This window comes from Micromonospora marincola (genome assembly GCF_056150385.1).
This window is the reverse complement of the sequence record NZ_JAXCFT010000003.1, coordinates 128,117-142,053: the sequence shown is the minus strand read 5'-3', so window position 1 is coordinate 142,053 and position 13,937 is coordinate 128,117. Positions and strand designations below refer to the sequence as shown.

11 protein-coding genes are annotated in these 13,937 nt (G+C 74.8%); 6 read left to right on the top strand and 5 right to left on the bottom strand.

What is annotated here, in order from left to right:
- Positions 1-31: 31 nt before the first annotated feature.
- From SM450_RS08740 to SM450_RS08730, 3 genes are all read left to right on the top strand, one after another.
- Positions 32-1,258 carry an ROK family transcriptional regulator gene (locus tag SM450_RS08740; RefSeq protein ID WP_474619181.1) on the top strand — a complete coding sequence of 409 codons (1,227 nt, stop codon included), beginning with the start codon at positions 32-34 and terminating at the stop codon, positions 1,256-1,258.
- A 235-nt stretch (positions 1,259-1,493) separates the two neighbouring features.
- Complete coding sequence (locus tag SM450_RS08735) at positions 1,494-3,920, top strand: glycoside hydrolase family 3 C-terminal domain-containing protein (RefSeq protein WP_474619180.1); 2,427 nt, start codon at positions 1,494-1,496, stop codon at positions 3,918-3,920.
- Complete coding sequence (locus SM450_RS08730; RefSeq protein ID WP_474619179.1) at positions 3,917-4,942, top strand: LacI family DNA-binding transcriptional regulator; 1,026 nt, start codon at positions 3,917-3,919, stop codon at positions 4,940-4,942. Before SM450_RS08735 ends, SM450_RS08730 begins: the two co-directional genes overlap by 4 nt.
- Positions 4,943-4,966: 24 nt before the next feature.
- Here the strand turns inward: SM450_RS08730 and SM450_RS08725 are convergent, their stop codons facing one another.
- Complete coding sequence (locus SM450_RS08725; protein WP_474619178.1) at positions 4,967-6,391, bottom strand: RCC1 domain-containing protein; 1,425 nt, start codon at positions 6,389-6,391, stop codon at positions 4,967-4,969.
- A 228-nt stretch (positions 6,392-6,619) separates the two neighbouring features.
- Between SM450_RS08725 and SM450_RS08720 the strand changes: the two genes are divergently transcribed.
- Together SM450_RS08720 and SM450_RS08715 are read left to right on the top strand one after the other, a co-directional pair.
- The gene (locus SM450_RS08720) at positions 6,620-7,783 is read left to right on the top strand and encodes a hypothetical protein (RefSeq protein WP_474619177.1); all 1,164 of its coding nucleotides are present in this window, start codon (positions 6,620-6,622) and stop codon (positions 7,781-7,783) included.
- A gap of 276 nt (positions 7,784-8,059) precedes the next feature.
- Positions 8,060-8,650 carry a pyridoxamine 5'-phosphate oxidase family protein gene (locus SM450_RS08715; protein ID WP_474619176.1) on the top strand — a complete coding sequence of 197 codons (591 nt, stop codon included), beginning with the start codon at positions 8,060-8,062 and terminating at the stop codon, positions 8,648-8,650.
- A gap of 8 nt (positions 8,651-8,658) precedes the next feature.
- Here SM450_RS08715 and SM450_RS08710 read toward each other — a convergent pair whose 3' ends face one another.
- Complete coding sequence (locus SM450_RS08710; RefSeq protein ID WP_474619175.1) at positions 8,659-10,140, bottom strand: peptide MFS transporter; 1,482 nt, start codon at positions 10,138-10,140, stop codon at positions 8,659-8,661.
- Between the two features lie 197 nt (positions 10,141-10,337).
- On the opposite strand from SM450_RS08710, the gene SM450_RS08705 reads away from it, so the two are divergent.
- Positions 10,338-10,679, top strand: coding sequence for an RNA polymerase-binding protein RbpA (locus tag SM450_RS08705; RefSeq protein ID WP_007460094.1), 342 nt, complete (start codon positions 10,338-10,340; stop codon positions 10,677-10,679).
- Positions 10,680-10,743: 64 nt separating this feature from the next.
- On the opposite strand, the gene SM450_RS08700 is transcribed toward SM450_RS08705, so the two are convergent.
- The 3 genes from SM450_RS08700 to lnt are packed head-to-tail and all read right to left on the bottom strand — an operon-like array spanning position 10,744 to position 13,714.
- Complete coding sequence (locus tag SM450_RS08700; RefSeq protein ID WP_474619174.1) at positions 10,744-11,259, bottom strand: FxsA family protein; 516 nt, start codon at positions 11,257-11,259, stop codon at positions 10,744-10,746.
- A gap of 51 nt (positions 11,260-11,310) precedes the next feature.
- Positions 11,311-12,087 (bottom strand): polyprenol monophosphomannose synthase, encoded by a 777-nt coding sequence (locus tag SM450_RS08695; protein WP_474619173.1) that lies wholly within the window; start codon positions 12,085-12,087, stop codon positions 11,311-11,313.
- 22 nt (positions 12,088-12,109) lie between these two features.
- Positions 12,110-13,714, bottom strand: a complete 1,605-nt coding sequence (lnt, locus tag SM450_RS08690; protein ID WP_474619172.1) for an apolipoprotein N-acyltransferase — start codon at positions 13,712-13,714, stop codon at positions 12,110-12,112.
- Positions 13,715-13,937: the final 223 nt, after the last annotated feature.

The following is a 13,937-nucleotide window of genomic DNA, read 5'->3' as shown; positions in this document are numbered from 1 at the left end:
GATGGTCGGCGGCGCAGGAGGCGGGCACCACGTGATCAGCATCGACCGGCCGGTCCAGACGGCCGACCTCGGCGACGTGCGGGTGGCCAACCGGGCCGTGGTGCTGCGCCACGTCCGCCGGCACGCACCCTGCTCCCGCGCCGACGTGGCCGCGCACACCGGGCTCAACAAGGCCACCGTCTCCAGCCTGGTCAGCGAGCTGATCGACCATCGGCTGCTGCGCGAAACCGGGCTGACCGAGAACCGGGTCGGCCGGCCGGCCACCATGCTCGTGCTCGACGGCTCCCGGTACGTCGGGCTCGGCCTGCAGATCGGCGCCGACGAGCTGGTCGTGGTCGCCGCCGACCTGGCCGGCGCGCGGCTGCTCACCTGGCGACGCGCGTTCGCCGCCGCGACCGCCGGCCCGCAGGAGACGGTACGGGCGCTCGCCGCGCTGGCCCGCCGGGCCGTCACCCGGGTCGCAGGCGCGGACCGCACCGTGCTCGGCCTCACCGTGGGCGTGCCCGGACTTGTCGACGCCGACGGCGCCGTGCCGGCCGCGCCGGCGCTTGGCTGGCGCGGCGTGCCGCTCGCCGCCGAACTGCGCCGCGCGCTGCACGATCCCGCCTTCCCCGTCGGCGTCGACACCGACGCCAACCTCGCCGCCTGCGCCGAGCTGCGGCACGGCCCGTACGCCGGCACGGCCGACCTGGTGCACCTGACCGGCGGGCTGGCCATCGGCGCCGGCCTGGTCAGCGGCGGCCGGCTGCTGCGCGGTGGCCGGGGCTTCGCCGGCGAGATCGGCCACCTGCCCGTGCTGGCCGGCTCTCCCGACGGCCCGGCGTGCGGGTGCGGCCGGCACGGCTGCCTGACCGGGCTGGCCGGCGTGGACGCGGTGGTGCGCCGGCTGCTGCCCGACGCGGCGCAGGACGGCCCGATCACCGACTACCTGCCGGAGGTCGAACGGATCCAGGTGCTCGCCCGTGCCGGCGACGAGCCGGTGCGGGCCGGGCTCACCGAGGTCGGCCGGGGCCTCGGGCAGGCGCTGTCCGTCCTGGTCGACCTGCTCGACCCGGAGGTCGTCGCCGTCGGTGGCCACCTGGCGGCGCTCGCCCCGTGGCTGCTGCCGGCCGCCCGCGCCGAACTCGCCGCCCGCGCCCTCGGGTCGCCGGCCGCGGTCCGGATCGAGGCCAGCGCGTTGGGGTCCGCGGCCAGCGCGCTCGGTGGCGCCACCGCCGCACTGGCCACCGTGGAGGCCGGGCAACTGCCCGTCGCGTGACCCTTGACCCCGCCGCCCGCGGGTGCCAACCTCGGTAGCGCCGCCACCGGGACCGGGCACTTCCGCGGGCGGCATGTTTTCCGGCGGCTGTCGAAGCGCTTCACCACCGCTCCGGGCCGACCCCGCCGGCCGACCACCACCCTTTACGCGTGCGCGCGCCGCCGTTCACCGGCCCGTGCGTCGAAGCGCTTCGACGCACGGGAGGCGACCCGCACGCCCACCGGAGGCGCCCGCCATGACCGACCGCACCCCCCACCACCGTCTGGACGACCTGCTGGCCCGGCTCACCGTGCCGGAGAAGCTCGGTCTGCTGCACCAGTGGCAGGCCCCGGTCCCCCGGCTCGGCCTGCCCGCGTTCCGCACCGGCACCGAGGCGCTGCACGGCGTCGCCTGGCTCGGCGAGGCCACCGTGTTCCCCCAGGCGCTCGGCCTCGCCGCCAGTTGGAACACGCACCTGATCCGGGCCGTCGGCGCCGCCGTCGGCGACGAGGTGCGGGCCAAACACCGGGCCGACCCGCGGCAGGTCGGCCTGAACGTCTGGGCGCCTGTGGTCAACCCGCTGCGTGACCCCCGCTGGGGTCGCAACGAGGAAGGCTGGTCCGAGGACCCCTGGCTGACCGGCCATCTCGCCACCGCCTACGCGCGCGGGCTGCGCGGCGACCACCCCACCCTCCTGCGGACCGCGCCGACCCTCAAGCACTTCCTCGGCTACAACAACGAGACCGACCGGGCCGTCACCTCAAGCGACCTGCCGCCGCGCGTGCTGCACGAGTACGAGCTGCCGGCCTTCCGCGCGCCGCTGGCCGCCGGCGCGGCGGTCGCCGTGATGGCGTCGTACAACCTGGTCGACGGCGTGCCGGCGCACCTGAGCCCGCTCATCGACGGCGAGCTGCGCGGCTGGGCCGACGACGAGGTGATGGTCGTCGGCGACGCCGGGGCGGTCGGCAACCTCGCCGGCGTGCAGGAATACCTGCCCGACCACGTGACCGGCTTCGCCGCCGCGCTGCGCGCCGGGGTGGACAGCTTCACCGAGGACGACGACGACCCCGCACCCACCGTCGCCCGGCTCACCGAGGCGCTGGACCGCGGGCTGATCGGCGAGTCCGACGTGGACCGGGCGGTCCGGCGGATCCTGTCGGTGCGGTTGCGCCTGGGCGACCTGGACCCGCCCGGCCACGACCCGTACGCCGACGTGCCGGCCGACGTGGTGAACTGCCCGGCCCACCGGGAACTCGCCCGCGAGGCCGCCCGCCAGTCGATCGTGCTGCTGTCCAACGACGGGCTGCTCCCACTCCGGGCCGACCTGCGGGTCGCGGTGCTCGGCCCGCTCGCCGACACGGTGCTCACCGACTGGTACAGCGGCACCCTGCCGTACGCGGTCAGCCCCTACGCCGGGCTGCTCGGACGGCTGCCGGACGTGACCACCCACCCGGGCGCCGACCGGGTCGCGTTGTGCGTCGGCGACCGGGCCGTGCGCCGCGCCGACGGCGGGCATCTGGCGCTCGCCGACGCGGCGCCCACCGAGTTCGACGTGGTCGACTGGGGCCACGGGGTGGTCGCGCTGCGCGCGGTCGACACCGGCCGGTACGTCGGCGCGGACGAGGACGGCGCGCTCGTCGTCGACCGGCCGGGCCCGGGCGGCTGGGTGGTCCGCGAGACGTTCCGCCTGCACCACCGGCCCGACGGCGCCGCGCTGCTGCACCACCTCGCCACCGGCCGGCACGTCGGCGTGGACCCGGACGGCCGCCTCAGCGTCACCACCGGCGACCCCGCCGCGTTCACCGTGGAGCTGCGCGTCGACGGGGCCGCCGAGGCCGCCGCGTTGGCCGCCGCCGCCGACGTGGCAGTGGTGGTGCTCGGCAACCACCCGATGGTCAACGGCCGGGAGACCGAGGACCGCGCCGACCTGACGCTGCCCAGCGGCCAGCAGGAGCTGCTGCGCGCCGTGCACGCGGCGAACCCGCGCACCGCGCTGGTGCTGACCAGCAGCTACCCGTACGCGGTCGGCTGGGCCCGGGAGCACCTGCCGGCGGTGCTGTGGAGCGCCCACGGCGGGCAGGAACACGGCAACGCGCTCGCCGACGTGCTGCTCGGCGCGGCGGACCCCGGTGGCCGGCTCACCCAGACCTGGTACGCCGACACCGCCGAACTGCCCGACCTGCTCGACTACGACGTCATCGGCGCCGACACCACCTACCTCTACCACCGGGGCGAGCCGCTGTACCCGTTCGGCCACGGGCTCAGCTACGGCCGGTTCGACTACGCTGATCTTCGGTTGAGCACCGCGACGGCGCACGCCGGCGAGGAGGTCGAGGTGAGCGTCGAGGTCACCAACACGGGCCGCCGCCCGGGCACCGAGGTGGTGCAGCTCTACACCCGGCAGCGACGCTCCCGGGTCAAGCAGCCGCTGCGGCAGCTGCGCGACTTCGCCCGGGTCACCCTGGAGCCGGGCTGCGCGGCCCGGGTGACGCTGCGGCTGCGTACCGCCGAACTGTCCTGGTGGGACGCCGACCGCGCCGCCCCGGTGGTGGAGGACGCCACCCATTCGGTGCTTGTCGGCCGCTCCGCCCGCGACGTCCGGCTGGTCGGGGCGCTCACCGTGACCGGCGGCGACGTGCCGGCCGGGTCCGCGGCGGCCCGGCGCTCCGAGGTCGCCCGGTGAGCGGCCGGGCGGCCGGCGAGCAGGTGACCATCGCCGACGTGGCCCGCCACGCCGGGGTGGCGGCGAGCACCGTCTCGTACGTGCTCAGCGGCAAGCGCACCATCTCGGCGACCACCCGCGGGCGGGTGCTGGCGAGCGTCCGCGCCCTGGGCTACCACCCGAACGCCGGTGCCCGCGCGTTGGCCAGCCGCAAGGCCAACGTGATCGCGCTGGTGCTGCCGTTGCGCACCGGCATGCAGGTGCCGGTGGTGATGCGGTTCGCCACCGCGGTGGTCACCACCGCCCGCCGCCACGACCACGACGTGCTGCTTGTCACCGCCGACGAGGGCCCGGCCGGGCTGCACCGCATCGCCGGCAGCGCGCTCGTCGACGGTGTGCTGCTGATGGACGTGGAACTGGAGGACTCCCGGGTGCCGCTGCTGCGGGAGTTGGCGCTACCCGGCGTGCTGATCGGGCATCCGGCCGACAGCACCGGCCTGGCCTGTGTGGACCTGGACTTCCGGCGGGCCGGGGAGCTGTGCGTGGAACACCTGGCCGCGGCCGGGCACCGCCGCGTCGCGCTGCTCGGCGCCCCGGCCGCCGTCTACGACCGGGGCACCGGCTTCGCCCACCGCACCCGGGCCGGGGTGGTGGCCGCCGCCGGGCGGCTCGGCGTCGACGCGGTTACCCGCTCCTGCGAGGAGGGTCCGGCGGCGGTGCGCCGGGCCCTGGCGGCGCTGCTGGACGCGCATCCCGACGTCACCGGCCTGGTGGTGCAGAACGAGTCGGCGGTCGGCCCGGTGCTGGCCACGCTGCCGCTGCTGGGCCGCCGGGTGCCCCAGGACGTGTCGGTGGTCGCGGTCTGCCCCGACGAGTTGGCCGAGCCGTCCGGGCTGACCTGCGTGCCGGTGCCGGCCGAGGAGGTGGGCCGGCAGGCGGTGATGTTGCTGATGCGGCGACTGCGCGACGAGCCGGTGCCGGAGGTGACGCTGCTGGAGCCCCGGCTGACCGTGCGCGACACCAGCGCCCGGACCGACAGGTGAACCACCGGCCGCGGTACGTGTCGGTCAGGAACCGGGAGCGAGAACGCCGACCGGTGTGACCCGGTCGGTGCGGGTGCCGTCCCCCAGTTGCCCGAAACCGTTACCGCCCCATGTGGCGACGGTGTAGCCGGGCATGAGCGCGATGTCGTGGAAGCCGCCCGCGTCGATGGCCCTGATGCCGAACAGGAACCGGTTGCAGGGCGCGACCTGCCCCACCGCGCACACCCGCACCGGGGTGGAACGGTCCACCCGGGTGCCGTCGCCGAGCGCACCGAGGGCATTGGCTCCCCAGGTGAGGACACCGTTGCCACTGCCCAGCAACGCCATGCTGGAGAAACCCACGCTCGGGAAGCCGCCGGCGCTGATCGCCCTGACCCCGAACAGGAACCGGTTGCAGGGCGCGACCTGCCCCACCGCGCACACCCGCACCGGAGTGGAACGGTCCACCCGAGTTCCGTCACCGAGCTCACCGTAGAAATTCAGACCCCAGGAGACGACCGCGCCACTGCCCAGCAACGCCATGGTATGAAAGCCACCAGCGGTGACCGACCTGACCGCAGAAAGAAAGCGATCACAGGGCGCGATCTCACCTACCGCGCACACCCGCACCGGAGTGGAACGGTTCACCCGAGTTCCGTCGCCGAGCTCACCAACTCCGTTGTAACCCCACGCGACGGCCGCCGCGTTGCCCACCACCGCCAGGCTGTGGAAATCTCCGCCGGCGATGGTCCTGACCCCCGTCAGGAACCGGTCACACGGCGCCGCCTCACCCACCGCACACACCCGCACCGGGGTCGACCGGTTGTCGACGGTACCGTCGCCGAGCTCACCGTATGAATTCATGCCCCACGTCACCAACCGCCCGTCGCTCAACAGCGCCATGCTGAAGAACCCGCCGGCGGCGATGGTCCTGACCCCGCTCAGGAACCGGTCACACGGCGCCGCCTCACCCACCGCACACACCCGCACCGGGGTCGACCGGTGCGCACCGATGCCGTCGCGGCCGTTGCCGAGTTGACCCCAGTCGTTCGCGCCCCAGGTCACGACCGTGCCATCCCTGAGCAGGGCAAGGCTGTGGAAGCTGTTGGCGTCGGCGGCGACGGCGACCACCCGGTCGAGGAACCGGGTACACGGAGCGGTTTGATCGACGGCGCAGACGCGCACCGGAGTGAGGCGATCCGTGGTGGTGCCGTCACCCAGCTGACCGATCTCGTTGTCGCCCCAGGCCACGACGGTACCGTCGGAACGCAGGGCGAGACTGTGTCCGAAGCCGGCGGCAGTGGCGATCACGCCGGTGAGCAAGCCGGAACTGCTCGCAGACGCGGGGGCGACGTCACCGACAAGCGCGACGGCGGTCAGGACCCCGAGCAGGGCCACGATGGTCCGGCGCCGATGGCGAGTCGTGGCGAGCGCGTCGTCGGAAACCTGTGGAGTCGAACCGCTGTCCATCCTTGCCTCCGGTGCGACGCCGGCCGCCCGTCGAACACGCCTCGACCTCCGGCAGAGGACGGGCCAGGACCGGTCTGGCGGGTATCAGGACCCGACCCTCGTGATCGGGGGTCTACCAAGGTAACGTCGCGGACCGCCGTCAGGTGATGGGAGCAGTGGACGGCCGCCCGCGGGCTACCCCGCGTCGGCGCGGTCGGCGCCGAGGACGGCCACTAGACTTCGCCCCCGATGGACGCCGATCTGACCGCCGAGACCCGCCCCTGCGCCCACTGCGGGCGGGAGGTGCCGCAGCGCGCCGGCGCCGGCCGCCCGTTCCGCTACTGCCGGGACAACGACGGCGCGTGCCAGCGGGCCGCCCGCAACGTGCGGATGCGTCACCGCAACTCCCCCGGCCTGCCCGGGCAGGTGGCCCGCACCTGGGAGGTGGTGGACCGGCTCGACCAGGTGGTGGAGACGCTCACCGAGGCGCTGCACGCCGAGCTGTCCCCGGCGGGCGTGGAGCGGCAGCTCGCCGACCTGCGCGCGGAGACCGCCGCGCAGGTCGCCGCCGCGCACGCCGAACGCGACGAGGCCCGCCGCGACGCCGAGGACGCCGCCGCGGCGGGCGCCCGGGACCGGCAGGAGACCCGGGCCGCGTACGCCGACCGCGACGCCGCCCGGGACGACGCCGAGCAGGCGCGCTCGGCTGCCGCCACGGCCGCCGAGCGCGCCGCCGCCGCCGAGACCGCCCGCGACGCCGCGCGTGCCGAGGCCGGCGCCGCCCAGGCGCTGCGGGTGCAGGCCGAACGCGACCGCGACGCCGCGCGCGCCGAGCTGCGTACGGCGCGGGCCGAACGCGACGGCGAGCGGCAGCGGGTCGCCGAGCTGACCGCCGACCGTGACACCGCCCGCGCCGACGCCGAACGGGCCACCCGCTCCGCCACCGAGGCCCTGGACCGGGCGCAACACCTGCGCGCCGAGGCCGACGCGGCGCGCGCCGACGCGCAGGCCGCCCGGACGCAGGCCGTCGAGGACCGCCGGTCGGCGCGGGCCGCGACCGAACGGGCCGACGCCGAGGCGACCGCCGCGCGGGCGGCCCGCGCCGAGCGGGACCGGGCGGAGTCCGCCCGCGCCGACGCGGTCGCGGCGGCGGAGACGGCCCGGGTCGAGGCGGTCGAGGCGGCCCGGGTGGAGGCGGCGGCGCAGGTCGCCGACCGGGAGGCGCTCGCCGCGGAGCTGACCGAGGCCCGGCGCGCCGTGACCGCCGCGCGAGCCCGCGCGACCGCGTCGGAGGCCCGGCTGGCCGCGGCCGAGTCCGACCGGGACGCCGCCGAACGTCGCGCCGGACAACTCGCCGACCAGGTCAGCGACCTGGCCGGAGCGCTGGCCGCGCTCGGCTCGCGGGCCGGCTGACCACGGCACCGACTCCAGCTCGCCGAGGCGGCGGTATCCCGGTGTGCCCGACCACGCCACTTCGGCGATCCGGAGTCGAGCAAGCAACCCCTCCCACCACTCGGGACGAGTGAATCGTGGTACGGGGACGCCCCTCAGGGGGCGGTCCCGTACCAAGATTGGCCACACGACCCGGCCGAACCGAGCAGGGGCGTCGTACCTGGCATACCGCGTGGAGACCGGCCACGGTCCGGGACGGGGCAGCGCGGCGGCGGCCCGCCGGGCCAGGATGGCGGCATGGGAAAGACGTACGATCGCATCGACGGCCGGCTGCGGGAGTTCATCGAGGCGCAGCCGGTGTTCTTCGTCGCCACCGCCCCGCTGGCCGGCGACGGCACGGTCAACCTGTCCCCCAAGGGCCTGCGCGGCGCCCTGGCGGTGCTCGACGAGCGCACCGTGGCCTACCTCGACTTCGCCGGCAGCAACGCCGAGACCATCGCCCACCTGCGGGAGAACGGCCGGGTCACGCTGATGTGGTGCGCGTTCGCCGGCCCGCCGACAATCGTGCGGGTGCACGGGCGCGGCGAGCCGGTGTTCCGCGACGACCCGCGCTGGCCCGACCTGCTGCGGCACTTCCCCGACATCGACCCGGGTCCGCACGGCCTGCGGGCGGTGATCGTGGTGCGCGCCGAGCTGATCCGCGACACGTGCGGCTACGCGGTGCCGTTGATGAGCTACGACACCGACCGGGATCTGCACGGCCGCCGGTTCGCCCGGGAGGACGACACGTCACTGTCGGCGTACTTCGCCGGCAAGGAGCACGTGGCGACAAGCATCGACGGGCTGCCCGGCCTGCCGCTGCCGTTGCCGCCCACCCCGGCGCGGTGAGCCGCGGGTCAGTGGATGCCGGCCATCAGGCCCCGGATCTGGCGGGTGAACATCACCGCGGCCAGGCCCAGCGCCACCGAGGCCAGCCCGAAGGTGAGGAAGTAGGTCGACTGCGACCAGCTCTGCGCCAGCCGGGCCACCTGCCCGCCGATCGCGTCGCCGACGGCGGTGGCGAGGAACCACAGGCCCAGCATCTGGCTGGCGTACTTGACCGGGGCCAGTTTCGTGGTGGCGGACAGGCCGACCGGGCTCAGCGACAGCTCGCCGGCGACCTGGATCGCGTACACCGCGACGAGCCACCACGGTGAGACCAGGTCACCGCCGACGGCGGCCCGCGCGGCGGCGGCCATCAGCACGAACGACAGGCCGTTGAGCACCAGGCCGACGGCGAACTTCGTCGGTGTGGACACCCGGTGGCCGAGCCTGAGCCACAGCCACGCGGCAAGCGGCGCGCCGATGATGATCAGGATCGGGTTCACCGACTGGAGCCAGGACGCCGGGAAGGTGAACCCGCCGACGTTGCGGTCGGTGCGGTCGGCGGCGAAGATGTTCAACACCGAACCGGCCTGGTCGTAGATCAGCCAGAACGCGGCGGCGAAGACGAACAGCCACACGTACGCCTTCATCCGGGAGCGTTCGGTGTCGCTGATCTCCCGGTCGGTGAGGATGCGCGCGAAGTATCCGACGGTCACCAGCACGGTGATCACGGCGAGCAGGTTGACCACCGTGTCGACGGTGAACCAGCCGGCCAGCAGCAGCACCAGCAGGACCACCAGCAGCGCGCCGACGACCGCGGCGGCGCGGGTCAGCGCCCGCCGCCGGTCGGCGCCGAGCAGCGGGTCCACCGGGTGGGCGCCCGCGTCGCCCAGGTTGCGCCGGCCCGCCACGTACTGGATGACGCCGAAGGTCATGCCGATCGCGGCCGCCCCGAACCCCAGATGCCAGTTGATCTTCTCGCCGAGGAAGCCGGTGATCAGCGGGGCGATGAACGCGCCCAGGTTGATGCCCATGTAGAAGATGGAGAACCCGGCGTCGCGGCGCGGCGAGTCCCGCTCGTAAAGGTCGCCGACCATGGTGGAGATGTTGGGTTTGAGCAGGCCGGTGCCGAGGACGATGAGCGTCATGCCGGCGAACACACTCCACCCGGTGGGGATCGCCATCACGTAGTGGCCGGCGGCGATCACCACGCCGCCCCACAGCACGCTGCGCCGCGCCCCGATCAGCCGGTCGGCGACCCAGCCGCCGGGCAACGCCATCAGGTAGACCATGGCGTTGTAGGTGCCGTACACGGCGTTGGCGGTCGACTCGCCGATGCCGAGGCCGCCGTCGGCCACCGCCGCGGTCAGGTACAGCACCAGGATGGCCCGCATGCCGTAGAAACTGAACCGCTCCCACATCTCGGTGAGGAAGAGGGTGGACAGCGCCCGGGGGTGACCGAAGAAGGTCCTCCCGGCGGGCGGTCGGGCGCCGACCGGCGCATCGCTGCTCATCGTCACCTCCGGCACGCGTGGTCGGTAACATCCCCGGTGACGGGTGAAACACTCCACCGATTCGAGCGGCTGTCGCGGCCGGTTACCCTTGAGGCTCCCGACCCGCGGACGGCCTCATCCGGCGCGGGTGGGGAATGGGTGGGCGGTGACCGGCCGTTACACCTGAGGACAGCACCACGAACGAGGGGAAGTCGATCATGGGCGAGCGTATGCTGCGCGGTAGCCGGCTGGGCGCGGTCAGCTACGAATCCGACCGCAACACGGAGCTCGCGCCGCGTCAGACCCGCGAGTACCTGTGCGCCAAGGGCCACCAATTCGAGGTGCCGTTCGCCGTCGACGCCGAGGTCCCCACGACCTGGGAGTGCAAGTTCGACGGCAGCGTCGCCCGATTGGTCGACGGCAACGAGCCGGAGCAGAAGAAGGCCAAGCCGCCGCGCACGCACTGGGACATGCTGCTGGAGCGGCGTTCGATCGCCGAGCTGGAGGACATCCTCGCCGAGCGGCTGCAGGAGGTCCGCACCCGCCGCGGGCGCGCCTGAGCATCCCAAAACCGTCGAAACGCCCCCGGGGATCACCCCGGGGGCGTTTCGTCACGTCAGATGGTCAGCGGTCGACGATTTCGCCCTCGATCGCCGTGCCCGGCTGCGGCGGGGCGGCCGGGGGCTGCTGAGGCATCGGGGGTGGTTGCGCGGCGCCCGGGTAGACCCGCACCCGGCGCGGGCCGAACAGGTCACCGGCGACCATCGACGACACCCGCCGCTCGGTGGACCGGCGCACCCCGACGGCGGTGAGCCGGCGCAGCGGCGGCACCAGCAGCAGCAGCCCCACGACGCCGCTGACCAGCCCCGGCAGCGCCAGCAGCAGCGCACCGGCAAGCCCCACCAGGCCGTCGGTGACCTGCGGCCCCGGCGGCTGCCCGGCCTGCGCGGCGGCCCGGAAACGTCGCCACGCCCGCATGCCCTCGCGGCGCAGCAGCACCAGACCCAGCAGCGACGCGGCGAACACCACGAGCAGCGCCGCACCGAACCCGACAGCCCGACCGACCAGGACGAAAACGGCCAGCTCCAGCAGCGTCAACAGCAGCAGGGCCAGTGGTATGAATCGCAGTCCTCGGCGCATCTCACCCCATCCGGTGTGTCGTCACGCCCCTCCAGCATGACACGTCCGCGCTCACGGCCACCGCGCCAACGCCTGCGGGCGGCCCCGCACCGCCGCCCGCCGGTCCCGCACCCCCCACCGGGTGACCCGCCACAGCGCCTCCGCCACGATCAACGGGCTCATCTTGCTGTCGCCGTGTTCCCGCTCGGCGAACGTGATCGGCACCTCGACGATGCGTACCCCGGCGCGGTGCGCCAGCCGGGACAACTCCACCTGGAACGCGTACCCCTGGGAACGCACCGAGCCCAGGTCGATGGCGTCAAGCGCCGTCGACCGGTACACCCGGTACCCGCCGGTGGCGTCGCTGACCGGCATGCCCAACGCCACCCGCGCGTACAGGTTGCCCACCCGCGACAGCAGCAGCCGCCGCCACGGCCAGTTCAACACCCGCGCACCGGGGGTCCACCGGGAGCCGATCACCACGTCGGCGTCGCGGGCGGCGTGCAGCAGCGCCGGCAGGTCCTCCGGGGCGTGCGAGCCGTCGGCGTCCATCTCCACCACCGCGTCGTAGCCGCGCTCGCGCGCCCAGGCGAACCCGGCCAGATACGCCGCGCCGAGGCCGTCCTTGCTCCGCCGGTGCAGCACGTGCACCTGCGGGTCGACGTGGGCCAGCGCGTCGGCGATACCGCCGGTGCCGTCGGGGCTGCTATCGTCGGCGACGAGCACGTCCACCGCCGGCGCCGACGCGCGGACCCGGGCGACGATGCGGCGCACGTTGTCCGCCTCGTTGTAGGTGGGGATGACCACGAGGACCCGCCCCACCCCGGGATGGCCGGCTGCCACGCCCACCGTCGCACCGCCTCTCGTCGGCTCAGCCGCCGGTGACCTCCCGGCGGCGGCGCAGCACCGCCGCGCCGGCCAGGGCCGCGACCGCCAGGGCCGCGAGCGCCACCTCCGGCCACACTCCGGCCACGGTGGCCGGGGTACGCCCGTCCCCGAGTCGCATCTGCCGCACCACCACCTCGGCGGTGTTGAACCCGGTGGCACCGTCTACCCGCCCGTCGGGGGAAACGAACCCGGACACCCCGACCGTGGAGGACATCAACGCGGCACGGCCGTGCTCCACGGCGCGCAGCCGCACCATGGCCAACTGCTGGCGGGCCTCGGCCACGTCGAAGGTGGCGTTGTTGGTCTGCACCACAAGCAGTTGCGCGCCGCCGGTGACGGTGTCCCGGACGATGCCGTCGTAGGCCACCTCGAAGCAGATCACATCCCCGAGGGTGGCCGGCCCGGCGTCGAGCACGCCGGGCCGGTCGCCGGCGACGAAGTCGGAGCGGACCCGGTCGACCTCGGCGCTGACCCTGCGGGCGATGGAACGCAGCGGCACATACTCGGCGAACGGCACCGGATGCCGCTTGGTGTACAGCTGGGTCAGGTCGGCGCCGCTGCCCGGCCGCCACAGCAGGCCGGCGTTGCGGACCTGACCCTGGCCGGGGCCGAGCAGCACCGCGCCGACCAGGATCGGCGCGCCGATCGCGTCGGCGGCCTGCGAGATCCGGTAGCCGGCGGCCGGGTTGCGCAGCGGGTCGATGTCGCTGGAGTTCTCCGGCCACACCACCAGGTCGGGGCGGGCCTGCTCACCCCGACCGACCCGCTGCGCCAGGGTCAGGGTGGCGTCGACGTGGTTGTTCAACACCTGCTGCCGCTGGGCGTTGAAGTCCAGGCCGAGGCGGGGCACGTTGCCCTGCACGATGGCCACGGTGACGGTGTCACCGGCGCCGCGTACCCCCGCCGGGACGGCCGGTCCGGCGGCGAGCAGCGCGGCCAGGGCGGCGGCGAGCGCGGCGACCGGCCGCCACTGCCCGGCCGGGCGGGACCAGTCACGCCAGGCGAGGGCGAGCAGGATCCCCCCGGCGAGCGCGACGGCGAACGTCACGAGCGGGGCGCCGCCGAGGGCGGCCAGGCGCAGCAGCGGCGACGTGTCCTGGCTGAACGCCAGCCGACCCCACGGGAACCCGCCGAACGGGATGCGGTCACGCAGCGCCTCCTGCCCGACCCACAGCACGCCGGTCAGCAGCGGCCACGCCGCCGCCCGCCGGTCGGCGAGCGGCGACACCCAGGCGGTGGCGGCGCCGAGCAGCGCCAGGAAAGCGGCCTGCGACACCGACAGCAGCACCCACGGCAACACGCCTGTGTGCAGGTTCGTCCACTCCAGCAGCGGCGCGAACAGCACCACCCCGGCCAGGAAGCCCAGCCCGGCGCCGGCGCGCAACCGCCGCCGGTGCGCCGCGGCGGCCAGCAACGCCACCCCGACCGGCGCGAGCGGCCACAGCCCGTACGGGGGGAACGCCGCCAGCAACGCCAGCCCGGCCAGCAACGCCGCCGGCACCGCCACCATCAACGGCAGCGCACGACCACCGGCGTGCGGGCGTGCCCCGCCGGTGGCACGCGGCTGTTCCCGGTCCAGCGTCGTCACCGGCACCTCACCACGATCACGGGCCGAAGGCTACCCGGCCCGGACCCGGACCGGCCCACGAGCGGCCCGCAGACGAAAATCGGGGCGCGGCGTAAGCCGCGCCCCGACGCTCCCAGGCCCTCCCCGGCCGGTGGGGCGAGGATGATCGGCGCCGACCTTCGGACCGACCCGACGTGGACTGGCTGCCCCCGCCTGGCCGTTGTCTACTGGCCGTTCCTCTCAC